This window comes from Burkholderia sp. AU38729 (assembly GCF_020419725.1).
In the GTDB taxonomy this organism is placed as follows: Bacteria; Pseudomonadota; Gammaproteobacteria; order Burkholderiales; family Burkholderiaceae; genus Burkholderia.
On record NZ_JAIZQO010000008.1, the window covers coordinates 403,210 to 426,273 of the forward strand.

A 23,064-nucleotide genomic window follows, 5' to 3' on the forward strand; every position below is an offset into this window, starting at 1 on the left:
ATCTCTCGCGCGCGTCGCGCGCCGTATTCAGCACGGCGGCCCGGATGGAGCCGCCGTACACCGGTGAATCGGATTGCCCGGCGCGCCGTGCGACGCTGCCGGCCAGGGTCAGCGCTGCCCGACGAGCATGCCGCGCAAATCGCCGAATACCTGCTCGGGACCGAGTTCGCGCAGGCACTTCAGGTGGCCGAGCGGGCACTCGCGTTCGAAGCAGGGACTGCATTCGAGATGAAGCCATTGTACCTTCGCCAGGTCCGACAGCGGAGGGGTGTGGCGCGGATCGGTCGATCCGTACAGCGCGACGAGCGGCCGGCGTAGCGCGGCGGCAACGTGCATCAGCCCCGAATCGTTGGTGACCACCGCGTTCGCGCGCGCGATCAGCGCGCACGCCTCCGACAGCGACGTCTGTCCGCACAGGTTGCGCACGTTCGGCGCGTGGTCGGCGATTGCCTGCGCGGCCGCGGCGTCCTTCTGCGAGCCGAGCGCGACGATCTGCGTGTACGGGAACGACTGGTGGACGATGGTGGCGAGCGACGCGAAGTGCTCGGGCGGCCAGCGCTTGGCCGGGCCGTATTCCGCGCCCGGGCAGAACACGACGAGCGGCTTGCGCGTATCGAGATTGAAACGGGCGGACACGCGCGCCGTCTCGTTGAGATCGGCGTCGAGGCGCGGCGCGGGCAGCGTCTTCATCGACTCGGGCAGCTTCGCGCCCGGCGCATACGCGAGCGCCGCGTAGTGGGTTGTCATCGGCGGCCGCTCGCCCGATTTGTCCGGGTTCGCGTGCCGCACGTTCAGCAGCCCGTAGCGGTGCTCGCCCGTGTAGCCGACCCGCAGCGGGATGTTCGCGAGCCACGGGATCACCGCGGATTTCAGCGAATTCGGCAGCACGTACGCCGCGTCGTAGCCGACGTCGCGCAGGTCGCTCGCGAGCTGCCAGCGGCGCAGCAACTGCAGCTTGCCGTGCGCGAGATCGGTCGCGTAGACATCGTGGATCTCGGGCATCCGCTCGAGCACGGGCGCGACCCACGAGGGCGCGACGGCATCGATCGCGATGCGGGGATGGTTTTTCTTCAGCAGCGCAAAAAGCGGCTGCGCCATCAATGCGTCACCGATCCAGTTCGGTGCGATAACCAGCGCTCGACGCATCAGGTCGACTTCCGATGTCGTAATGAAGCACGGCGCCCAGGCGCCGCGTTCGGGTTGCCAGAATGGAGAACGGCGGCGCGCCGGCAATCCGGCTGCGCCGCCTGGGCGATCGGCGGGCCTGCATCAGCCTGCAGGCCCGGCCGCCGGGGCTCAGTGGCCCTTGACGACCTCGCCGTCACGCAGCTTGTAGCGCGTGCCGCAGTACGGGCAGCGTGCCTCGCCGTGCGAGACGTCGATGAAGACGCGCGGGTGGGCGCTCCAGCGCGCCATGGCCGGGTTCGGGCAGTACGCGGGAAGATCCTTGGCTGTCAGCTCGACCAGCGGCATTTCCTTGATTTCACTCATGAGACTTTCTCTTATCACTCTTTTGTGGGGCGGTCGGTGGCGCAGCGCGCTCAGACCTTCGTCAGCCAGTTCGCGTACTTCGCGTTCTTGCCCGACACGATATCGAAAAACGCCGACTGGAGCTTTTCCGTGACGGGGCCGCGCGCGCCGCTGCCGATCGTGCGGTTGTCGAGCTCGCGGATCGGCGTGACTTCAGCGGCCGTGCCGGTGAAGAACGCCTCGTCGGCCGTGTAGACCTCGTCGCGCGTGATGCGCTTCTCGATGACCTCGATGCCGGCGTCCTTCGCGAGCGTGATGACGGTATCGCGCGTGATGCCGTCGAGGCACGACGACAGGTCGGGCGTGTACAGCTTGCCGTTGTTCACCAGGAAGAAGTTCTCGCCGGAGCCTTCCGACACGTAGCCGTCGACGTCGAGCAGCAGCGCTTCGTCGTAGCCGTCGGCGGTGGCTTCCTGGTTCGCGAGGATCGAGTTCACGTACCAGCCCGACGCCTTCGCGCGCACCATCGACACGTTCACGTGGTGGCGCGTGAACGACGACGTCTTCACGCGGATGCCCTTCGCGAGGCCTTCCTCGCCGAGGTACGCGCCCCACGGCCATGCGGCGATCGCGACGTGGATCGTGTTGCCCTTCGCGGCCACGCCGAGCTTTTCCGAGCCGACCCAGATGATCGGGCGCAGGTAGCACGACTCGAGCTGGTTCTCGCGCACGACTTCGAGCTGCGCGGCTTCGAGCGTTTCCCGGTCGAACGGCACGTCCATCTGGAAGATCTTCGCCGAATTCAGCAGACGTTTCGTGTGCTCGTACAGGCGGAAGATCGCGGTGCTGCCGTCGGCCGACTTGTACGCGCGCACGCCCTCGAAGACGCCCATGCCGTAGTGCAGCGTGTGGGTCAGGACGTGGATCTTGGCGTCGCGCCAGTCGATCAGCTTGCCGTCCATCCAGATCTTGCCGTCGCGGTCGGCCATTGACATAGATTTCTCCTGGGATGCGGTTGTATGCAGCGTTGAGCCGGAAAGACGCATATTTTAGCGTCATTTGAAGGCGATCCGGTCGGTCGGCGCGGGGCCGGCGCTATAATCGCCCGGTACCGATTCCAATAACGACGGGTCGACCCGGCAGGAGGCGCCGGCGCCCCGACGAACCGCCCGCTGCGGCCCGCTTCCCATGCTCGCTCGATTGTCCGCCACCGACCGCTTCGCGCTGATCCAGGGCGCGCGCGACTATTCCCCGACGCTGATGGCGATTTTCTCGTGGGGGCTCGTCACCGGCATCGCGATGAGCAAGTCGGTCATGACACTCTGGCAGGCGAGCGCGATGTCGCTGCTGGTCTACGCGGGCTCGTCGCAGCTCGCGGTGCTGCCGCTCCTCGCGGCGAAGCTGCCGATCTGGACCATCCTGCTCACGGCCGCGATGGTCAACACGCGCTTCGTGATCTTCAGCGCCGGGCTTGCTCCCCATTTTTCCTACCTGCCGCTGTGGCGGCGCCTCGCGATCGGCTATTTCAACGGCGACGTGATCTACCTGCTGTTCCAGAAACAGGGCTTCGCGTACGGCCACGTGCCCGGCAAGGAAGCGTACTTCTGGGGGATGGCGCTCGCGAGCTGGCTGTCGTGGCAGGTGTCGTCGCTCGCCGGCATCCTGCTCGCGAGCTTCTTTCCCGCGAGCTGGGGGCTGGAACTGGCCGGCACGCTCGCGCTGATCCCCATCATGGTGTCGGCGGTCGCGAACCGCTCGACGCTCGCGGCCGTCGCGGTCGCCGGTATCGTGTCGCTCATCGCGTTCGACCTGCCGTACCGGCTCGCGCTGCCGCTCGCGGTGCTCGCCGCGCTCGCGGCCGGCTGCACGGCCGATTTCTTCGTCGAGCGGGCCGACTGGCGGCGCATCCGCACCGAAACCGTGCCCGAAAAGGAAATCGAATGAGCGCGACGGAAATCTGGATCGTCATCATCGGGATGACGATCGTCACGGCCGTCACGCGCGCGCTGTTCCTGATCGGCGGCGAACGCACCGTGCTGCCCGAGCGCGCGCAGCGCGCGATGCGCTACGCGCCGGCGGCGGCCCTGGTCGCCGTCGTGCTGCCCGACGTGCTCGAAACGCCGGCCGGGCTGTCGTTCGCGCTGTCCAACCATCCGTTCTACGCGGCGCTCGCCGGCCTCGGCTGGTTCCTGTGGCGGCGCAGCATGCTCGGCACGATCGTCGTCGGGATGCTCGTCTTCACCGCGCTGCGCCTGGTCTTCTGATGGGCCGCCGCTCAGGCCCGCCGGGCGCCGGCCGCCTGCGCGCGTGCATTACTGCGTTGCAGCAATGGGTCCGTTCCCGCGCGCGATCCCAAATAGGCGGAATTCGCCGCCCGCGGGTCAGTCTGCCGGATGGATCGGCTAGAATGCCCGTTCGAGATTTTTTACCCGTGCGCGTCATGCGAACCGCCAGCCACGGCCGCATCCGGCGCCCTTTCGCGGCAGCCCGCGCACGTCCAGCGTGAACCCCCTTTCCCCATCCACTACTTCAATTTGTTCAACATGAGCCAAGTCAAGCGTCTTACCGACCTGATCGCCGCCGGCCAGCTCGCCGGCAAGCGGGTATTCATCCGTGCCGACCTGAACGTTCCGCAGGACGACCAGGGCAACATCACCGAAGACACGCGCGTGCGCGCGTCCGTGCCGGCCATCCAGGCCGCGCTCGACGCCGGCGCGGCCGTAATGGTCACGTCGCACCTCGGCCGTCCGACCGAGGGCGAATTCAAGCCGGAAGATTCGCTCGCGCCGGTCGCGAAGCGCCTCGCCGAGCTGCTCGGCCGTGACGTGCCGCTCGTGTCGAACTGGGTCGAGAACGGCGTGAACGTCGCGCCGGGCCAGGTCGTGCTGCTCGAGAACTGCCGCGTGAACAAGGGCGAGAAGAAGAATTCGGACGAGCTCGCGCAGAAGATGGCGAAGCTCTGCGACGTGTACGTGAACGACGCGTTCGGTACCGCGCACCGCGCGGAAGCGACCACCCACGGGATCGCGAAGTACGCGCCGGTCGCGTGCGCTGGCCCGCTGCTGGCCGCCGAACTCGACGCGCTCGGCAAGGCGCTCGGCAACCCGGCCCGCCCGCTGGTGGCGATCGTCGCCGGCTCGAAGGTGTCGACCAAGCTCACGATCCTGAAGTCGCTCGCCGGCAAGGTCGACCAACTGATCGTCGGCGGCGGCATCGCGAACACGTTCATGCTCGCGGCCGGCCTGTCGATCGGCAAGTCGCTCGCGGAAGCCGACCTCGTCAACGAGGCGAAGGCGATCATCGACGAAGCGCGCGAGCGCGGCGCGTCGGTGCCGATCCCGACCGACGTCGTGACGGCCAAGGAATTCTCGCCGACGGCCGCGGCCACGGTGAAGCAGGTCGCCGACATCGAAGCGGACGACATGATCCTCGACATCGGCCCGGATACCGCCAAGGCGCTCGCGAGCCAGCTCGAGAAGGCCGGCACGATCGTGTGGAACGGCCCGGTCGGCGTGTTCGAGTTCGACCAGTTCGGCAACGGCACCAAGACGCTCGCCGAAGCGATCGCCAAATCGTCCGCGTTCTCGATCGCGGGCGGCGGCGACACGCTCGCGGCCATCGCGAAGTACGGCATCCATGACCAGGTCAGCTACATCTCGACGGGCGGCGGCGCTTTCCTCGAGTTCCTCGAGGGGAAGAAGCTGCCGGCGGTGGAAGTGCTGGAAACGCGGGCGGCCTGAGCGTGGCGGCGCGCGCAGGGGTGACGAAGGCCGTGCGCTCCGCGAAAGCGGAGCAGCCGGCCGGCGCGGGCAAGCGCAAACGCGCGCCCGCGCGGGCGAACACCGCCCCGCGCGCACCGGCGGCCGCCGGCGACGCGGCCGAGCAGCACCACGAGATTCAGAACAAAGCGATGCCGGGCGCAAGCACCGGCACGCCCCCCGGAGCGGCGGCCGCTGGGCCTGCCGCTTCCGGCTCTCGCAGCGTTTCACCCAGCGCATCCACCTTGATCCAGATGAGGAGTTTCATGCAGCGCGCCACCAAGATAGTCGCCACGATCGGCCCGGCTTCCAGTTCGCCGGAGATTCTGCTGCAGATGATGCAGGCGGGCCTCGACGTCGTGCGGCTCAATTTTTCGCACGGCACGGCCGACGATCACCGCCAGCGCGCCGAGATGGTGCGCGAGGCCGCCCGCAAGGTCGGCCGCGAGATCGCGATCATGGCCGACCTCCAGGGCCCGAAGATCCGCGTCGGCAAGTTCGAGAACGGCAAGACGACGCTCGAGCCGGGCCAGGCCTTCATCCTCGACGCGGGCTGCGAGCTGGGCAACGACGAGCGCGTCGGGCTCGACTACAAGGAACTGCCGCGTGACCTGCGCACGGGCGACCTGCTGCTGCTGAACGACGGCCTGATCGTGCTGACCGTCGAGCGCGTGCTCGGCGACGAGATCCACACGATCGTCAAGGTGGGCGGCGAGCTGTCGAACAACAAGGGCATCAACCGCCAGGGCGGCGGCCTGTCGGCGCCCGCGCTGACCGCGAAGGACATGGAAGACATCCGCACCGCGATGTCGCTCGGCGCGGACCTGGTGGCGGTGTCGTTCCCGAAGAACGCGACCGACATGGAAATGGCGCGCCAGCTCGCGAACATCGCGGGCGCGCCGTACGGCATCAAGCCGAAGATGATCGCGAAGATCGAGCGCGCGGAAGCGATTCCGGCGCTGCAAAGCATTCTCGACGCGTCCGACGGCATCATGGTCGCGCGCGGCGACCTCGCGGTGGAAGTGGGCAACGCGGCCGTGCCGGCGCTGCAGAAGCGGATGATCCGGATGGCGCGCGAGTCGAACAAGCTCGTGATCACCGCGACGCAGATGATGGAATCGATGATCCACGCGCCGGTGCCGACGCGCGCGGAAGTGTCGGACGTCGCGAACGCGGTGCTCGACGGCACCGACGCGGTGATGCTGTCCGCCGAGACGGCTGCCGGCAAGTACCCGGTCGTCACGATCGAAACGATGGCGGCCGTGTGCGTCGAGGCGGAAAAGTCGGAAGAAGTCGAGCTGGACAAGGATTTCCTCGACCGCACGTTCACGCGGATCGACCAGTCGATCGCGATGGGCGCGCTGTTCACCGCGTACCACCTGGGTGCGAAGGCGATCATCGCGCTGACCGAATCGGGCGCGACCGCGCTGTGGATGTCGCGTCACTACACGCACGTGCCGATCTTCGCGCTGACGCCGCGCGTCGGCAGCGAGCGCACGATGGCGCTGTACCGCAACGTGACGCCGCTGCACGTCGACTTCAACAGCGACCGCGACTCGGCGCTGCAGGCGGCGCTCGAAATCGTCGTCAAGCAGGGCTACGTGCAGCACGGCGACATGGTCGTGCTGACCGTCGGCGAGCCGATGGGGCAGGCGGGCGGCACCAACACGCTGAAGATCGTGCGGGTCGGCGAGCACTATTGAGCGCCCGCTGAAGCTCGGGTCGGCTGAAAAATCGATCCGGCACCGTTTTTCGCGCGAAAGCCGCGTGGGGTCGAAGCCCCGCGCGGCTTTTTTTCTCATTTTTGCCCGCATTGTGCCGTGCGAACGTAACAAATTGCGAGTCGGCGCCACCGGGCGGTCGGAATCGGAGGCGCTTCGCGATAAAATGCGGCTATTCGACGCTCAGCCGCGCCGCGCCACCCCGGGTTCGACCGGGAGCGAGCGCCGCGCCGGCGTCAGGGCGCACCGGTTTTCATTCCATGGAGTTCCACAATGCCTCTCGTATCAATGCGTCAATTGCTGGACCACGCGGCAGAGCACGGTTACGGCCTGCCGGCCTTCAACGTGAACAACCTGGAACAGGTCCAGGCGATCATGGCGGCGGCGGACCAGGTCGGCGCGCCCGTGATCATGCAGGCATCGGCCGGCGCGCGTAAGTACGCGGGCGAGCCGTTCCTGCGCCACCTGATCGAAGCAGCAGTCGAGTCGTACCCGCACATCCCGGTCGTGATGCACCAGGATCACGGCCAGTCGCCGGCAGTCTGCATGGCCGCGATCCGCAGCGGCTTCACCAGCGTGATGATGGACGGTTCGCTGGAAGCCGACGGCAAGACGGTCGCATCGTACGAGTACAACGTCGACGTGTCGCGCAAGGTCGTCGAGATGGCGCACTCGATCGGCGTGACGGTCGAAGCCGAACTCGGCGTGCTCGGCTCGCTCGAGACGATGAAGGGCGACAAGGAAGACGGCCACGGCGCGGAAGGCACGATGACCCGCGAGCAGCTGCTGACCGATCCGGAGCAGGCCGCCGACTTCGTGAAGCTCACGCAGTGCGATGCGCTCGCGATCGCGATCGGCACGTCGCACGGCGCGTACAAGTTCTCGAAGAAGCCGACGGGCGACATCCTGTCGATCCAGCGCATCAAGGAAATCCACGCGCGCATCCCGAACACCCACCTGGTGATGCACGGTTCGTCGTCGGTGCCGCAGGAACTGCTGGCCGAGATCCGCGAATTCGGCGGCGACATGAAGGAAACCTACGGCGTGCCGGTCGAGGAAATCCAGGAAGGCATCAAGCACGGCGTGCGCAAGATCAACATCGACACCGACCTGCGTCTGGCGATCACCGGTGCGATCCGCCGCTACCTGTTCGAGAACCCGGGCAAGTTCGATCCGCGCGACTACCTGAAGCCGGCGCGCGAAGCGGCGAAGCAGGTCTGCGTCGACCGTTACCTCGCGTTCGGCTGCGAAGGCCAGGCCGGCAAGATCAAGCCGGTGGCGCTCGACAAGATCGCCGAGCAGTACAAGTCCGGCGCGCTCGCACAGGTCGTGCGCTGAGACTGTAGTACGATTGCCGCGCCCGATGTGGGCAACGGCAAGGCTGTCCGGCCGGATCTGATCCGGCCCCGCAGCCGCTCCGTCCGGCCGAACGAGGGCCGGCCGGCAACCGCCCGGGCGCCGTCGCCCGGCGGTTCGCCGACGTATTGCAAGACCGCCGTTCCCGCCTGCCGCGGGGAACGGCGTTTCCCTTTTTGTTTGGCTCCTTATCTGCGAAAAGACGATGTCTACCCTCTACGAATCCACGCTCCGCTCGCTGCCGCTCCTCGGTCGCGGCAAGGTCCGCGATAACTACGCGGTCGGCAACGACAAGCTCCTGATCGTCACGACCGATCGCCTGTCGGCATTCGACGTGGTGATGGGCGAGCCGATTCCGAACAAGGGCCGCGTGCTGAACCAGATGGCGAACTTCTGGTTCGACAAGCTCGCGCACATCGTGCCGAACCACCTGACGGGCGACGCGCCGGAAGCGGTTGTCGCGGCCGACGAGGTCGAGCAGGTGAAGGGCCGCGGCGTGGTCGTCAAGCGCCTCGAGCCGATCATGATCGAAGCGGTCGTGCGCGGCTACCTGGCCGGCAGCGGCTGGAAGGAATACCAGGCGTCGGGCGCCGTGTGCGGCGTGCAACTGCCGGAAGGCCTGCAGAACGCGCAGAAGCTGCCCGAGCCGATCTTCACGCCGGCCGCGAAGGCCGAGATGGGCGAGCACGACGAGAACATCACGTTCGAGGAAACCGAGCGCCGCATCGGCACCGAGCTGGCCGCGACGATCCGCGACATCTCGATCAAGCTGTACAAGGAAGCGGCCGACTACGCGGCCACGCGCGGCATCATCATCGCCGACACGAAGTTCGAATTCGGCCTCGACAACCACGGCCAGCTGTACCTGATGGACGAAGTGCTGACCGCCGATTCGTCGCGCTTCTGGCCGGCCGACCAGTACGAAGTCGGCACGAACCCGCCGTCGTTCGACAAGCAGTTCGTGCGCGACTGGCTCGAGGCGCAGCCGTGGGGCAAGACGGCGCCGGCACCGGCACTGCCGGCCGACGTCGTCGAGAAGACGGCCGCGAAGTACCAGGAAGCGCTCGAGCGCATCACGGGCCAGTCGCTGGCCTGACCAGAAGGAACGCACGAAATGAGTGAAGTCCAGACCGCCCACACGCACAGCGCGCCGCTCGTCGGCGTGCTGATGGGTTCGAGTTCCGACTGGGACGTGATGAAGCATGCGGTCGCCATCCTGCAGGAATTCGGCGTGCCGTACGAAGCGAAGGTCGTGTCCGCGCACCGGATGCCCGACGAGATGTTCGACTATGCGGAGAAGGCGCGCGAGCGCGGGCTGCGCGCGATCATCGCGGGCGCCGGCGGCGCCGCGCACCTGCCCGGCATGCTGGCCGCGAAAACGACGGTGCCGGTGCTCGGGGTGCCGGTCGCGAGCAAGTACCTGAAGGGTGTCGATTCGCTGCACTCGATCGTGCAGATGCCGAAGGGCGTGCCCGTCGCGACGTTCGCGATCGGCGAGGCCGGCGCGGCGAACGCCGCGCTGTTCGCGGTGTCGATCCTGTCCGGCAACTCGGTCGACTATGCGAACCGGCTCGCCGCGTTCCGCGTGCGCCAGAACGAAGCCGCGCACGCAATGGTGCTGCCGCCGCTGGAATGACGGCGCACCGGCGGCCGCCCTGCCATTCGAGCGGCTGCCTGACCTCCCCACTTGCGGCGGGCAGCGCCCGCCGCGACCGACCACTGACATGACCGCAACTCCTGATTCCGTTTCCCCGATCCTGCCCGGCGCGTGGCTTGGCATGGTCGGCGGTGGCCAGCTCGGCCGCATGTTCTGCTTTGCCGCCCAGTCGATGGGCTATCGCGTCGCCGTGCTCGATCCCGATCCGACGAGCCCCGCCGGCGCGGTCGCCGACCGCCACCTGCGCGCGGCCTACGACGACGAAGCCGCGCTCGCCGAACTGGCCGACCTGTGTGACGCGGTGTCGACGGAGTTCGAGAACGTGCCGGCCGCGAGCCTCGATTTCCTCGCGCGCACGACGTTCGTCGCACCGGCCGGCCGCTGCGTCGCGGTCGCGCAGGACCGGATCGCGGAGAAGCGCTTCATCGAAGCGTCGGGCGTGCCCGTCGCGCCGCACGTCGTGATCGAATCGTCGGCGGCGCTCGCCGCGCTCGACGATGCCGCGCTCGACGCGGTGCTGCCGGGCATCCTGAAGACGGCGCGCCTCGGCTACGACGGCAAGGGCCAGGTGCGGGTGAGCACCGCGCAGGAAGTGCGCGACGCGCATGCGGCGCTGAACGGCGTGCCGTGCGTGCTCGAAAAGCGCCTGCCGCTGAAATACGAGGTGTCGGCGCTGATCGCGCGCGGCGCGGACGGCCGCTCGGCTGCGTTCCCGCTCGCGCAGAACGTGCACCACAACGGCATCCTCGCGCTGACCGTTGTGCCCGCGCCGGCCGCCGATGCCGCGCGTGTCGAAGCGGCGCAGCAGGCCGCCGTGCGGATCGCCGATACGCTCGGCTACGTCGGCGTGCTGTGCGTCGAATTCTTCGTGCTGGAAGACGGTTCGTTCGTCGCGAACGAGATGGCGCCGCGCCCGCACAATTCAGGCCACTACACGGTCGATGCGTGCGCAACGAGCCAGTTCGAGCAGCAGGTGCGTGCCATGACGCGGATGCCGCTCGGCAACCCGCGCCAGCATTCGCCGGCCGCGATGCTGAACATCCTCGGCGACGTGTGGTTCCCGAACGGTGCGGCCGGCGTAGGTGCGGCGGCCGATGCCGTCACGCCGCCGTGGGACACGGTCGCGGCGATGCCGACCGCGCACCTGCACCTGTACGGCAAGGAAGACGCGCGCATCGGCCGCAAGATGGGCCACGTGAACTTCACGGCCGAAACGCGCGACGAAGCCGTTGCCGCGGCCACCGCGTGCGCGCAGCTGCTGCGCGTGCCGCTCGACTGAGACGCCAGCCGATGTCCATCGACCTCCCGAACGCCGTGACGGCCGCGCAGATCGACGCGGCCGCCGCGTTGCTCGACGCGGGCCAGCTCGTCGCCTTTCCGACCGAAACCGTCTACGGGCTCGGCGGCGACGCGGCGAATCCCGAGGCCGTCGCGCGCATCTACGCGGCGAAGGGGCGGCCCGCGAACCATCCGGTGATCGTGCACCTGCCGCCGGGCGGCGATCCCGGCTACTGGGCCGACGATCTGCCGGCCGACGCGCAGGCGTTGATCGATGCGTTCTGGCCGGGCCCGCTGACGCTGATCCTGAAGCGCCACGCGCGCATCCCGGACGCCGTGAGCGGCGGCCAGGATTCGGTCGGGCTGCGCTGCCCGTCGCATCCGGTCGCACAGGCGCTGCTGGCCGCATTCAGCGCGCGGCGCGGCGGGCATGGCGGCGTGGCTGCGCCGTCCGCGAACCGGTTCGGCCATGTAAGCCCGACCACCGCGCAGCATGTGCGCGACGAATTTGGCGACACCGTGCACGTGCTCGACGGCGGCGCATCGGAAGTCGGTATCGAATCGACGATTCTGGACCTGTCGCGCGGTTTCCCGGCGCTGCTGCGCCCGGGGCACGTGACGCCGCAGCAGATCGCCGCCGTGCTCGGTCGCGCACCGCAACTGCCGGACGGCAGCGACGCGACCGCGCCGCGCGCGTCGGGCACGCTGAAGGCGCACTACGCGCCGCGCACGCCGCTCGCGCTGCTGCCGTTCGACGCGCTCGAGCCATTGCTCGCGGCCGCGCAGACCGACGGCGAGCGTGTCGCGCTCGTCGCACGCGCATCGCGCGCGGGGCGCTGGGCGCAGGCTGACGGCGTGCATTTCGTCGCGGCGCCGGAGGATCCGCAGGCGTATGCGCGCGACCTGTACGGGATGCTGCGTGCGCTCGACCGCGCGCAGGTGGCGCGGATTCTCGTCGAGAAGCTGCCCGAGACCGTCGAATGGATCGCGGTCAACGATCGCCTCGGCCGCGCGGCCGCCGCGTTCGAAGCGCGCGACTGATACCCGTCGCGGTTCACGAATGAAAAACGCCCGACCGGTAAACCGGTCGGGCGTTTTCGTTTGGGCGCGTGGCCGGCGGCTTACTTGCCGACGCCCGAGGCCGCGATCTTCGACTGCGCGAACTGCGCGAACAGCGCATGCAGGCGCGTCGTCGGGTGGACCGTGTCGGCGAACATGTAGGTTTGATCCGCGTTCGCGACCGTGTAGGTCTGCGGCGAGCAGAACAGCGACGAGCCGAATGCGGTTGCGTTCGCGACGCCATACTGCGTGGCGGCCTGGACCATCGCCTTCAGGTTACAGGCGGTGTCGGTGTTCGACACGGCGAAGCCGTTCGCCTTGTAGTTCGCGAGGATGCCGTCCTGCCACGTGAACGTGTCGAGCAGCACGTACTTGGTCGTGTCGACCTTGAGTGCCTGCAGCGTCGCGGCGAGCGTGCCGTTGAACAGCATCGACAGTTGCGTGAGGGTCGTCTGCGAGCCGCTCTGGAGCGCGAGCGGCGTGCCGCCGATATCCGGCACGTTCGACACGAACACGTGCGTCGCGCCGGCGGCGACGATCTGCTGCACGATGCCCGCGAGCTGTTGCGCGGCGGCGCCGATGTTCTGCTGCAGCTGCGTCGGCGTGATCGCGCCGGCCTGCAGCGCCGCGACCTGGTAGAAGATGTCGTTCGCGCCGCCGTTCAGCAGCACGATCTGGCCGGCGTTGAAGCTGCCGTGCTGCGACACGTATTGCTTGACCTGGTCGGCGATCGGCGTCGTGGTCGCTTGTGCGTAATCGGGGTTCGGCACGCTGGCGTCCGCGTGGCCGATGCCCGGCTGCTGCGTCACGCGCGAGCCGCCCTGTGCGTAGCCGAGGCCGCCGGTGGCCTGCAGCGGAATGCCGAAACCGCCCTGGTTCGCGGGCTGCAGCGTGTCGCCGTAGTACTGCGCGACGTTCTGCGTCCACACCTGGCCCGGGTTGGTCGTGAAGCGGCCGCCGCCGAAGCCGAGCTTGATCTGCGAGTAGGTACCCGCGTCGGACAGGCTGTCGCCGAACGACACGACCTGCATTTTCACGCCCGACGGCGGCGTGTTCGATGCGCTGTTGTTGTTGTCGTCACCGCCGCCGCCGCACGCGGCGAGCAGCGCGAGCGCGGCGCCGGCGATCGCGAGTTGCGCGGTGCGCAGCATGCGCTGACGGGTGCGGGCGGGTGCGTGTTGTTGTGTCTGCATCGTTCGATCTCCTCGTAGATATGGCCTGATGTGTTTCTCATCTGCCGCGTGCCTGCTCGGTTCCGGGCTGCGCGGCGGCCGTTGGCTGAAACGGTTTATTGGTCTCGCGCGGCCGCGAGCGGCACGGTGCGCGGATCGGGGTTCGCGGCCTCGGCAATCTGCGCATGATAAGCGCTCGCCCATTCGGGCGGGCCGAAAATCGCGCGCAGCTTGTTGCGCCAGCCGGCGACGCGCAACGCGTCGCCGGCCATCGACATCCACTCGTGGAACGTCGCGACGAGCGGGTTGTTCGAGCCTAGCCGCTCGACGATTCCGTACTGCGGCGGATCGTCGGGCGTTTCCTCGACATAGCTGCCGAACAGGCGATCCCAGATCACCAGGACGCCTGCGTAATTGCGGTCGATGTAGCGCGGGTTGCGCGCATGGTGCGCGCGGTGGATCGACGGCGTGTTCAGCACGTATTCGAGCCAGCCGAGCTTGCCGATCGCCTGCGTATGCACGAAGAACTGGAACGCGAGGTTGATCAGCACGATGCCGACGACCTGTTGCGGCGGAAAACCGGCGAACGCGAGCGGCAGCCAGAACACCCACATCCCCGCGACCGGGTACATCAGGCTCTGGCGGAACGCTGTCGAGAAATTCATCCGCTCGGACGAGTGGTGCACGACGTGCGCGGCCCACAGCCAGCGCACGCGATGGCTCGCGCGATGAAAGACGTAGTAGAGGAAATCCTGCGCGACGAACAGCACCGCGAACGACAGCCAGCCGTCATGCCATGTGAACAGGCGATAGTGCTGATAGCAGTACGCATAGACGGGGATCACGAACAGCCATGCGACCTTGTCGGCGCCCTGGTGCATCAGCGCGAGCGCCGCGTTGCACAGCGTGTCGCGCCACGCATAGACAGCGTCCTGCGCACGGGTGCGGGCGAGGTGCCAGGCCTCCCACGCGATGCAGAGCAGGAAGACGGGCGCCAGCGCGAGCAGAAGCAATTCGACGTCGAATCGCATGGGCGTGTCTCCTTCTTTCCCCTGCAAGCCTTGAGGCCGGGCGTATGGCCCGTTGTAGATATCGGTCAGGCCAACAGCCTACGCAATCGCCAAGCGCTAGGCGAGGGGGCAGCGTAGAGGGTTCCCTCTGAGGACAGGGTTTTTACGGAAGCCGCGCGGCACGGGGGCGGGCGGTATGGCCCTGTTTTGCGGTCGTGGGTGGCGCGCGGTGTGTCGCGCGCCGGTGGCGGCCGGCGTTTCAAACCGGAGAGGGCGGGATTCGGTGTGCGCAGGCACCGGCAGGCGGCCCCGGCGGCGCGTCAGGGCGACCCGCTGCGCGGTGCCGCCCGATGCCGAGGCGGGCCGACGCGCGCCGGCAGCAGGCCACGGGCGCGCCGTATGTCGCGGCGCGCGGCGACGTCAGTGCGCGCCGGCGTAGATCCACTCGAGCAGCGAGTCGTGCGCGGCGCGCGCGGCTTCCGCGTGGTCGTTGTTGATGAAGCTCACGACGATGTAGCTCTGGCCGTCCGCACCGGCGACGTAACCGGCGATCGCGCGCACGTCGCGCAGCGTGCCGGTCTTGATGTGCGCGTTGCCGAGCACGCCGGCGTTGGTGAGGCGGTTCTTCATCGTGCCGTCGATACCGGCGATCGGCAGCGAATCGACGAACGCCTGCGCGACCGGGCTCGCGTTCGCGGCCTGCAGCAGCGCGGCGAGCGACAGCGCGCTCACATGCTCTTCGCGCGACAGGCCCGAACCGTTCTCGAGCACGAGGTCGGGCATCGCGATGCCGTTCTTCTGCAGGAACGCCTGGATCACGCGGCTCGACTGCTCGGGCGTCGCGGGCGGCTTGCCGCTGACCGCGCCGATCGTCAGGAACAGGTTGCGCGCCATCACGTTGTTGCTGAACTTGTTGATGTCGTAGACGATGCTGCCGAGCACCGGGCTGTGATGCACGGCGAGGGGCCGCGCGGCGGTCGGCACCTTGCCCTCGCTCACGGGCCCGGCGATCGTGCCGCCGTCCTGCTGCCACAGCGCGAGGAAGCCGCGCGCGAAGAACGTCGTGTGATCGAGGATCGCGAGGTTGGTCGTGTGCGCGCCGCAGCGCAGCGGGTAGTCGCCCGCGAACGAGGCGGTCATGATCCCGCCGCCGGCCGTCAGCGTCGGGCGCGCGGCCGCGGCGGCCGCGCTGCACGAGCCCGTGCCTTCGACCAGCTGGTTGTCGATCGACAGGTCCGCGAGCGGCGGCAGCACGTCGACGGCCACCTTGCCGTCGTCGCCCGGCGTGACCGTGAACGACACGGCCTTGAATGCGTACAGCAGCGGATCGGGGCCGACGTTGTACGGCGCGCTCGCGTCGTCGTCGAACGAAGGGAGGTCGCGCGTCGAGGTCGCGAAGTAGCTCTTGTCGAGTACGAGTCCGCCTGCCACGCGCTTGACGCCGGCCTTGCGGAGCTTGTCGACGAGATCGATCAGCTCTTCGGGCACGAGCTTCGGATCGCCGGTGCCCTTGATGTACAGGTTGCCCTGCAGCGTGCCGTCCGGGTCGACGGTGCCGTCCGTGTAGGCGGTGGTGCGCCAGCGGTAGTCGGGGCCGAGGATCGACAGGCCCGAGAAGGTCGTCACGAGTTTCATCGTCGAGGCCGGCATCATCGGCCGGCTCGCATTCCACGCGATCAGCGGTTCGGGATCGCCGACGCGCTCGACGACGACGCTCATCGCCGACGCCGGCACCTTCGCGCGCTGCAGCGCGACGAGCACCGACGCCGGCAGGCCGGCCGCGCGCGCGGCCGGCGACACGACGGCCGTCTTGCGTGCTTCCTTGTGGGATTTCTTGCGGGCCTGCGCGGGCGGCGCGAAGGCGAGGGCCGTGCAGGTGGCGACGATGGCGGCCGCCTTCAGGCAGACGCGGGCGCGGGGGGCGAACCGGGTGGAAAGATCGGAAATCGGCATGAGCGAATACGGGGGAAGCACGACGTTCGGGCAGGGCGCGCGCGGCGCCAAAGCGCACATTGTAGAGACAAGTCCGGACAGCCCCCTTGCAATCCGCCTTTCTGTTGCATTGCACGGTGCCGCGCGCCCGGTTCGCGGCGCTACAATGGTCGGCGTGTTTGACTCGCCCCATGGATGCCTGTCCCGATGCGGATTCTGCTTGTCGAAGATGATCGAATGATTGCCGAAGGCGTGCGCAAGGCGCTGCGCTCGGACGGCTTCGCGGTCGACTGGGTGCAGGACGGCGACGCCGCGCTGACGGCGCTCGGCGGCGAGACGTACGACCTGCTGCTGCTTGATCTCGGCCTGCCGAAGCGCGACGGCATCGACGTGCTGCGCACGCTGCGCGCACGCGGGCTGGCGCTGCCGGTGCTGATCGTCACCGCGCGCGACGCGGTGGCCGACCGCGTGAAGGGGCTCGACGCGGGCGCCGACGACTACCTCGTCAAGCCGTTCGACCTCGACGAACTGGGCGCGCGGATGCGCGCGCTGATCCGTCGCCAGGCCGGGCGCAGCGAATCGCTGATCCGCCACGGCGCGCTGACGCTCGATCCCGCTTCGCACCAGGTGACGCTCGACGGCGCGCCCGTCGCGCTGTCCGCGCGCGAGTTCGCGCTGCTCGAGGCGCTGCTCGCGCGGCCCGGCGCGGTGCTGTCGAAGAGCCAGCTCGAGGAGAAGATGTACGGCTGGGGCGAGGAGATCGGCAGCAACACGGTCGAGGTCTACATCCACGCGCTGCGCAAGAAGCTCGGCTCGGACCTGATCCGCAACGTGCGCGGGCTCGGCTACATGGTCGTCAAGGAAAGCTGACGCGTGAGGTCGATTCGTCATCAATTGCTGATCTGGCTGCTCGCGATCGTCGTCGCGGGCGTGGGCCTCGCGGGCTGGCTCATCTACCGGCAGGCGCTCGCCGAAGCGAACGAACTGTTCGACTACCAGTTGCAGGAAATCGCCGCGGCCTTGCCGTCCGAGCCGTTCTCGCAGGTGTTCGGTTCGCGCACCAACGGCGACGAAGGTATCGTGATCCAGATCTGGAACCGCAACGGCGTGCTGATGTACTTCTCGCATCCGCGTGCGCCGATCGCGCCGCGCGCGGAGCTCGGCTTCTCGACCGAACGCACCGATCGCGGCGAATGGCGCGTGTACGGCGCGATCGTCGGCGACAACGTCGTGCAGCTCGCGCAGCCGTTGTCGGTGCGCAACCGGCTCGCGGCGAACGTCGCGCTGCGCACGCTGTGGCCGCTGATCGTGCTGTTGCCGTTCCTCGGCGCGGCCGTGTGGGTGATCGTCGGACGCGGGCTCGCGCCGCTCGGCCGCGTGACGCGCGCGGTCGAGGCGCGCCGGCCGGAAGCGCTCGATCCGCTGCCCGATGGGCGCCTGCCGCTCGAGGTGCAGCCGCTCGTGCGCGCGCTGAACGGGCTGCTCGCGCGGCTGGCGGCCGCCCTCGACACGCAGAAGGCCTTCGTGGCCGATGCCGCGCACGAACTGCGTACACCGCTCGCGGCCGTGCAGATCCAGGCGCAGCTCGTCGCCCGTGCGAAGGACGACGCGTCGCGCCGCGAGGCGATCGCCGATCTCCAGGATGGCGTGTCGCGTGCGACGCGCCTCACCGAGCAACTGCTCGCGCTCGCCCGCGCCGAACCGGATGGCGCGACGATGCGCGAGCCGGTCGACCTGCAGGCGCTGCTCGCCGAATGCGTGGCCGCGCTTGCGCCGCTCGCGCAACGGCGCGACATCGATCTCGGCTTCGAGGAGACGCGCGCGGCGAGCGTCGTCGCGGACGTCGGCGCGCTGCGCGTGATGTTCGGCAACCTGCTCGACAACGCGGTGAAGTACACGCCGGACGGCGGCCGCATCGACGTATCGCTGACCCGCGACGCGGCCGGCCGCGCGTGCGTGCAGATCGGCGACAGCGGGCCCGGCATTCCGGCCGATGAGCGCGAACGCGTGTTCGACCGCTTCTACCGCGACAGCTCCGCGCGGGCGCGCACCGACGTGTCGGGCAGCGGGCTCGGGCTCGCGATCGTCAAGCGCGTGGCCGCGCAGCAGGGCGCGACGGTGTCGCTCGGCGACGCGGCCGCGGGCGGCCTGCTCGTCAGCGTCGTGTTTCGCGATGCCGAGATGCCGGCCGAGGCGCCGCAGCCGTCCGAATCCGTGTGAAGCACGACCCCGCGCAGGCGCCGGCGGCCGCTTAAGCCCCGCTTAAGGCTGATTAAGCCTCCTTTAAGTCAGGGTCGTTACGCTGCGTCCTAACAAAGAGGAGGTCCTACGATGAATACCCGATTCCTTGCGCGCGGCGCCGTCGCGGTCGCCGTGGCGGCCGCCCTGTCCGCCGGTTATGTCGCCGGCACCCACCGCGCCGATCCGCAGATCATCACGCCCGCGCAGGCCGCCGCATTGATGCCGGCCGAAGCGGCCGCGAAGACCGGCATCCCCGATTTCTCCGGGCTCGTCGAGACCTACGGCCCGGCGGTCGTGAACATCAGCGCGAAGCACGTCGTGAAGCAGGTGTCGCGGCGCGTGCCGCAGCCGCAGCTGCCGATCGATCCGAGCGACCCGTTCTACCAGTTCTTCAAGCACTTCTACGGCCAGGTGCCGGGCATGGGCGGCGACGCGCAGCCGGACGACCAGCCGAGCGCGAGCCTCGGTTCCGGGTTCGTCATCAGCTCCGACGGATACATCCTCACCAATGCGCACGTGATCGACGGTGCGAACGTCGTCACGGTCAAGCTGACCGACAAGCGCGAATACAAGGCGAAGGTCGTCGGCTCCGACAAGCAGTCGGACGTCGCGGTGCTGAAGATCGACGCGAGCGGCCTGCCGACCGTGAAGATCGGCGACCCGGCGCAGAGCAAGGTCGGCCAGTGGGTCGTCGCGATCGGTTCGCCGTACGGCTTCGACAACACGGTCACGTCGGGCATCATCAGCGCGAAGTCGCGCGCGCTGCCGGACGAGAACTACACGCCGTTCATCCAGACCGACGTGCCGGTGAACCCCGGCAACTCGGGCGGCCCGCTGTTCAACCTGCAGGGCGAGGTGATCGGCATCAACTCGATGATCTACTCGCAGACGGGCGGCTTCCAGGGCCTGTCGTTCGCGATCCCGATCAACGAAGCGATCAAGGTGAAGGACGAACTCGTGAAGACGGGCCACGTGAGCCGCGGCCGCCTCGGCGTCGCCGTGCAGGGGCTGAACCAGACGCTCGCGAGCTCGTTCGGGCTGCAGAAGCCGGACGGCGCGCTCGTCAGCTCGGTCGACGCCAACGGCCCGGCCGCGAAGGCCGGCCTGCAGCCGGGTGACGTGATCCTGTCGGTCAACGGCTCGCCGGTTGCCGATTCGACGTCGCTGCCCGCACAGATCGCGAACCTGAAGCCGGGTTCGAAGGCCGACCTGCAGATCTGGCGCGACAAGTCGAAGAAGTCGATCAGCGTGACGCTCGGCGCGATGGCCGACGCGAAGCTCGCGTCGAACGACGGCGGGCCGGTCGAGCAGGGGCGCCTGGGCGTCGCGGTGCGTCCGCTGTCGCCGCAGGAGCGCAGTGCCGCCAACCTGTCGCATGGCCTGATCGTGCAGCAGGCCGGTGGGCCGGCCGCCAACGCAGGAATCCAGCCCGGCGACGTGATCCTCGCGGTCAACGGCCGTCCGGTCACGAGCCCCGAGCAGTTGCGCGAAGCGGTCAAGGGGGCGGGCAACAGTCTTGCTCTGCTGATCCAGCGCGATAATGCACAGATCTTCGTGCCGGTCGACCTGAGCTGACCGGCGACGGCCGATGGCCGGCCAGGCCGGCCGCGGCGGGCGCCGCCGCCGTATTGAAGGTTTGGCGCGGCGCCCTGTATGTGTTCCGACCCCAAGGAGAGAGCCATGCAATATCTACGCAACGTGTCCCGATTTGCCGTCGCCGCGGCGCTGGCCGCCGGCCTCGCAGCCGGAGCGACCGGCGCGTACGCGCAGTCGGACGGCTTGCCCGCCGCGCGCCAGCAGGGCGACGTCACCTTCGTGTCCGGCGGCGTCGGGCTGGACGAATCGACGGCGTTCCAGCGCAACGAGCCGAGTTGGCCGCTGGCGCTGCGGTTCACCGGCAAGGGCGGTGAGTTCCTGGCCGACGTCCATGTGCGGATCGTCGACGGCAAGGGTACCGAAGTGCTGAAGACCGACGCGCGCGGGCCGTACATGCTCGTGAAGGTGCCGCCGGGCCGCTATACGGTGCAGGCGTCGTACCAGGGCAACGAGGAATCCCACGCCGTCACGGTCGGCGCGAAGGGCGGCGCGAAAACCGCCTTCCAGTGGAGCGCACAGTAGCCCGCCGCGCGCGGCCCCGGCCGGGGTTGCGCATTCGGCTGCGGTTTCGCCCATAATGAAAGCCACGGCACTCGTGCCGTGGCTTTTTCGTTTCCTGAGTCCGGCCTGGCCGGGCCGCCCCAAGGAGAAACGATGTCCGACGCAGCCGACCCTCGTCTCGAAATCGTGCCGAACCGCCATCGCGTGCGCGTGATCCATCGCGGCATTACGTACGCCGATTCGCACGGCGCGTTGACTGTGCGCGAAACGGGCCTGCCGGACATCCACTACCTGCCGCGCAGCGACGTCAACATGCGCCGGCTCGTGAAGTCGGGGGTTACGTCGGCCTGCCCGTTCAGGGGCGAGGCCGTGCACTTCGACTTGCAGACCGAAGACGGCGTGATCGAGAACGCCGCGTGGAGTTACGAGGCACCGAAGGCGGCTGCGTTGGCGCTCGCGCACTACGTTGCCTTCGACGCCGCACGGATCGACAGTCTCGTCGAGACGTCCTGATGCGGCGCGTGTTCATCGGGGAGGCGTCATGGAACTGAACGACACGTTACGCATACCGCTCGCCCCGCCCGTCGTGCGGGAGGCATTCGAGGATCTCGCGTTGCTGCGCGCGAGCTTCGACCATTGCGAATCCTTCGTGAAGCTTGCGCATGGCGAGTTTGCGCTGACGATCACGGTGCCGCTCGGCCCGCTGCGCGCCCGCTACGACGTGCGCGCGCATGCGGCCGCGGAGCAGGGCGACGCGGAAGGGCAGCCGCGCCGCGTGCTCAACTTCAAGGCGCGGGCCGACGGGCTTGGCGCGCTGCGCGGCCAGGTCGAACTCGTGCTGATGCCGGATGACGATGCGAACGCCACGCGCATCGAGTACGTCGTCTGGGCGACGGCAAGCGGCCCGCTCACCGAGTTGCCGGGGCGGCAGATCGAAAACACGCTGCGCGAATGGACCGACGATTTCTTCCGTGAATTCTGCACGGTCGTGCAGGCGAAGCACGGTCTTGCACCGAATCGCGCGCGCTCGGCCGTGCCACGGCGCCAGCACGTGTTCCTGCGGCCGGCGTCGCTGGTGGCCGCGACGAAGCGTGCGCTGCCGCCGCACCTTGGCGGTGCGCTGAGCGGGCGTGCCGCCAGCGCGCTCCCGCATCGCGGCGCCGGCACCGTGCCCGTGTGGGCGTGGGCCGCGATGATCGTCTTCGTCGCGCTGCTGCTGTACGCGGCGCGCTGGATCAACGGCGGCTGAGCGGCCGGCCGGTTCCGCTGCGAGGCTGCTCGCCGCGCGCGTTACCGCACGACCTCGGCGCCGGCTCCGGCGCCGCGAAATTCCCTTCGATATGCCGACGGCGACGTGCCGAGCGCGCCCGCGAAATGCTGGCGCAGCGACACGCTCGACCCGTAGCCGGCCGCCTGCGCGATCGCATCGATCGATTGCCCGGTGGTTTCCAGCAGATGCTGCGCGCGCGCGAGCCGCTCGGCCTGCAGCCACGCGGTGACGGTCGTGCCGGTCGCCTGGCGGAAGTGGCGCGTGAACGTGCGCCGGCTCATCAGCACGCGTTCGGCGAGCGAATCGACGCTGTGTGCGACGTCGAGGTGGGCGCGCACCCAGTCGAGCAGGCCCGCGAGCCGCGCATCGCGCGGGTGCGCGGCCACCGGCTGAGGCACGTACTGCGCCTGCCCGCCCTGCCGGTGCGGCGGGATCACGAGGCGGCGCGCGATCTGGTTCGCGGCGTCCGAGCCGAAGCGCAGCCGGACGACGTGCAGGCAGCAGTCGAGCCCGGCGGCCGTGCCGGCCGACGTCATCAGGTTGCCGTCGTCCACGTACAGCACGTCCGGATCGAGCTTCACGCGCGGAAAGCGTTGTGCGAAGTCGTCGGCCCACGCCCAGTGCGTGGTGGCCGGGCGGCCGTCGAGCAGGCCGGCCGCAGCGAGCACGTACGCGCCGAGGCACAGCCCGACGAGCTGCGCGCCACGCGCGGCGGCCGCGCGGACAGCGTCGAGCAGCACGTCGGGCGGCGCTTCGTCCGGGTCGCGCCATGCCGGCACGATGACGATGTCCGCCTCGTCGAGCCCGTCGAGCCCGTACGGCGCGGTGATCGTGAAGCCGCCCGTCGTCGACAGCGGGCCACGTTCGGCCGAGCAGACGCGGAACTCGAACGCGGGCGAGGCGGCCGCGTCGCGTTCCTTGCCGAATACGACCGACGGCACCGACAGGTGGAACGGGCTGATGCCGTCGTACGCGATCACGGCAACGACGGTCGGAGCAGGCTGGGCGGTCCGGGTGGACGAGGCGGCGGCGGTCATGGCGGG

At 68.9% G+C, this 23,064-nt stretch carries 23 protein-coding genes; 15 read left to right on the forward strand and 8 right to left on the reverse strand.

Features of this window, described 5'->3' with window-relative positions; translation table 11 throughout:
- Nucleotides 1-108: 108 nt before the first annotated feature.
- From waaF to LGM56_RS22960, 3 genes are all read right to left on the reverse strand, one after another.
- On the reverse strand, nucleotides 109-1,146 hold the full coding sequence (gene waaF / locus LGM56_RS22950; protein WP_041492938.1) for a lipopolysaccharide heptosyltransferase II: 1,038 nt from the start codon (nucleotides 1,144-1,146) through the stop codon (nucleotides 109-111).
- A 150-nt stretch (nucleotides 1,147-1,296) separates the two neighbouring features.
- Entirely contained in the window at nucleotides 1,297-1,491 is a 195-nt protein-coding gene (locus LGM56_RS22955) for a zinc-finger domain-containing protein (protein ID WP_006749970.1), read from the reverse strand.
- A 50-nt stretch (nucleotides 1,492-1,541) separates the two neighbouring features.
- Nucleotides 1,542-2,465 (reverse strand): branched-chain amino acid transaminase, encoded by a 924-nt coding sequence (locus LGM56_RS22960; RefSeq protein ID WP_089473488.1) that lies wholly within the window; start codon nucleotides 2,463-2,465, stop codon nucleotides 1,542-1,544.
- 193 nt (nucleotides 2,466-2,658) lie between these two features.
- Here LGM56_RS22960 and LGM56_RS22965 point away from each other — a divergent pair, with 193 nt between their 5' ends.
- The 3 genes from LGM56_RS22965 (at nucleotide 2,659) to LGM56_RS22975 (ending at nucleotide 5,210) form a co-directional block, all read left to right on the forward strand.
- Nucleotides 2,659-3,414, forward strand: coding sequence for an AzlC family ABC transporter permease (locus LGM56_RS22965; RefSeq protein WP_089495551.1), 756 nt, complete (start codon nucleotides 2,659-2,661; stop codon nucleotides 3,412-3,414).
- On the forward strand, nucleotides 3,411-3,734 hold the full coding sequence (locus tag LGM56_RS22970; protein ID WP_069248754.1) for an AzlD domain-containing protein: 324 nt from the start codon (nucleotides 3,411-3,413) through the stop codon (nucleotides 3,732-3,734). The genes LGM56_RS22965 and LGM56_RS22970 overlap by 4 nt, the downstream gene beginning before the upstream one ends.
- A 279-nt stretch (nucleotides 3,735-4,013) precedes the next feature.
- Nucleotides 4,014-5,210: a phosphoglycerate kinase gene (locus tag LGM56_RS22975; RefSeq protein ID WP_069257480.1), complete on the forward strand. Its 1,197-nt coding sequence runs from the start codon at nucleotides 4,014-4,016 to the stop codon at nucleotides 5,208-5,210.
- Nucleotides 5,211-5,367: 157 nt separating this feature from the next.
- Here the strand turns inward: LGM56_RS22975 and LGM56_RS36820 are convergent, their stop codons facing one another.
- A complete protein-coding gene (locus tag LGM56_RS36820; protein WP_256093618.1) occupies nucleotides 5,368-5,496 on the reverse strand; it encodes a hypothetical protein in 129 nt (42 codons plus the stop codon).
- On the opposite strand from LGM56_RS36820, the gene pyk reads away from it, so the two are divergent.
- The 6 genes from pyk (at nucleotide 5,495) to LGM56_RS23005 (ending at nucleotide 12,281) form a co-directional block, all read left to right on the forward strand.
- Nucleotides 5,495-6,931, forward strand: coding sequence for a pyruvate kinase (gene pyk, locus LGM56_RS22980; RefSeq protein WP_039360687.1), 1,437 nt, complete (start codon nucleotides 5,495-5,497; stop codon nucleotides 6,929-6,931). The two genes, LGM56_RS36820 and pyk, sit on opposite strands and share 2 nt — an antisense overlap.
- Nucleotides 6,932-7,222: 291 nt before the next feature.
- Nucleotides 7,223-8,287 carry a class II fructose-bisphosphate aldolase gene (fba, locus tag LGM56_RS22985; RefSeq protein ID WP_034189083.1) on the forward strand — a complete coding sequence of 355 codons (1,065 nt, stop codon included), beginning with the start codon at nucleotides 7,223-7,225 and terminating at the stop codon, nucleotides 8,285-8,287.
- A gap of 223 nt (nucleotides 8,288-8,510) precedes the next feature.
- Nucleotides 8,511-9,401, forward strand: coding sequence for a phosphoribosylaminoimidazolesuccinocarboxamide synthase (locus LGM56_RS22990; protein ID WP_089495549.1), 891 nt, complete (start codon nucleotides 8,511-8,513; stop codon nucleotides 9,399-9,401).
- A gap of 18 nt (nucleotides 9,402-9,419) precedes the next feature.
- Complete coding sequence (gene purE / locus LGM56_RS22995) at nucleotides 9,420-9,941, forward strand: 5-(carboxyamino)imidazole ribonucleotide mutase (protein ID WP_039360624.1); 522 nt, start codon at nucleotides 9,420-9,422, stop codon at nucleotides 9,939-9,941.
- Nucleotides 9,942-10,029: 88 nt separating this feature from the next.
- Complete coding sequence (locus LGM56_RS23000) at nucleotides 10,030-11,241, forward strand: 5-(carboxyamino)imidazole ribonucleotide synthase (protein WP_089495548.1); 1,212 nt, start codon at nucleotides 10,030-10,032, stop codon at nucleotides 11,239-11,241.
- Between the two features lie 11 nt (nucleotides 11,242-11,252).
- Nucleotides 11,253-12,281: an L-threonylcarbamoyladenylate synthase gene (locus LGM56_RS23005; protein ID WP_089426234.1), complete on the forward strand. Its 1,029-nt coding sequence runs from the start codon at nucleotides 11,253-11,255 to the stop codon at nucleotides 12,279-12,281.
- Between the two features lie 80 nt (nucleotides 12,282-12,361).
- Here the strand turns inward: LGM56_RS23005 and LGM56_RS23010 are convergent, their stop codons facing one another.
- The 3 genes from LGM56_RS23010 to dacB form a co-directional block, all read right to left on the reverse strand.
- The gene (locus LGM56_RS23010; RefSeq protein ID WP_089473483.1) at nucleotides 12,362-13,492 is read right to left on the reverse strand and encodes an SGNH/GDSL hydrolase family protein; all 1,131 of its coding nucleotides are present in this window, start codon (nucleotides 13,490-13,492) and stop codon (nucleotides 12,362-12,364) included.
- Nucleotides 13,493-13,587: 95 nt separating this feature from the next.
- The gene (locus LGM56_RS23015) at nucleotides 13,588-14,502 is read right to left on the reverse strand and encodes a sterol desaturase family protein (protein WP_226206852.1); all 915 of its coding nucleotides are present in this window, start codon (nucleotides 14,500-14,502) and stop codon (nucleotides 13,588-13,590) included.
- 399 nt (nucleotides 14,503-14,901) lie between these two features.
- On the reverse strand, nucleotides 14,902-16,434 hold the full coding sequence (gene dacB / locus LGM56_RS23020) for a D-alanyl-D-alanine carboxypeptidase/D-alanyl-D-alanine-endopeptidase (RefSeq protein ID WP_226206853.1): 1,533 nt from the start codon (nucleotides 16,432-16,434) through the stop codon (nucleotides 14,902-14,904).
- A gap of 186 nt (nucleotides 16,435-16,620) precedes the next feature.
- Here dacB and LGM56_RS23025 point away from each other — a divergent pair, with 186 nt between their 5' ends.
- The 6 genes from LGM56_RS23025 (at nucleotide 16,621) to LGM56_RS23050 (ending at nucleotide 22,000) form a co-directional block, all read left to right on the forward strand.
- Nucleotides 16,621-17,283, forward strand: coding sequence for a response regulator (locus LGM56_RS23025; protein ID WP_021164091.1), 663 nt, complete (start codon nucleotides 16,621-16,623; stop codon nucleotides 17,281-17,283).
- A 3-nt stretch (nucleotides 17,284-17,286) separates the two neighbouring features.
- Nucleotides 17,287-18,633, forward strand: a complete 1,347-nt coding sequence (locus LGM56_RS23030; RefSeq protein ID WP_089495544.1) for an ATP-binding protein — start codon at nucleotides 17,287-17,289, stop codon at nucleotides 18,631-18,633.
- 111 nt (nucleotides 18,634-18,744) lie between these two features.
- Nucleotides 18,745-20,229 (forward strand): DegQ family serine endoprotease, encoded by a 1,485-nt coding sequence (locus tag LGM56_RS23035; protein WP_226206854.1) that lies wholly within the window; start codon nucleotides 18,745-18,747, stop codon nucleotides 20,227-20,229.
- Between the two features lie 105 nt (nucleotides 20,230-20,334).
- Complete coding sequence (locus tag LGM56_RS23040; protein ID WP_089495543.1) at nucleotides 20,335-20,772, forward strand: carboxypeptidase regulatory-like domain-containing protein; 438 nt, start codon at nucleotides 20,335-20,337, stop codon at nucleotides 20,770-20,772.
- A gap of 132 nt (nucleotides 20,773-20,904) precedes the next feature.
- Nucleotides 20,905-21,264 carry a DUF427 domain-containing protein gene (locus LGM56_RS23045; protein WP_089495542.1) on the forward strand — a complete coding sequence of 120 codons (360 nt, stop codon included), beginning with the start codon at nucleotides 20,905-20,907 and terminating at the stop codon, nucleotides 21,262-21,264.
- A 28-nt stretch (nucleotides 21,265-21,292) separates the two neighbouring features.
- Nucleotides 21,293-22,000, forward strand: a complete 708-nt coding sequence (locus tag LGM56_RS23050; protein WP_089456843.1) for a CoxG family protein — start codon at nucleotides 21,293-21,295, stop codon at nucleotides 21,998-22,000.
- Between the two features lie 41 nt (nucleotides 22,001-22,041).
- Here the strand turns inward: LGM56_RS23050 and LGM56_RS23055 are convergent, their stop codons facing one another.
- Nucleotides 22,042-23,058: a helix-turn-helix domain-containing protein gene (locus LGM56_RS23055; protein ID WP_226206855.1), complete on the reverse strand. Its 1,017-nt coding sequence runs from the start codon at nucleotides 23,056-23,058 to the stop codon at nucleotides 22,042-22,044.
- Nucleotides 23,059-23,064: the final 6 nt, after the last annotated feature.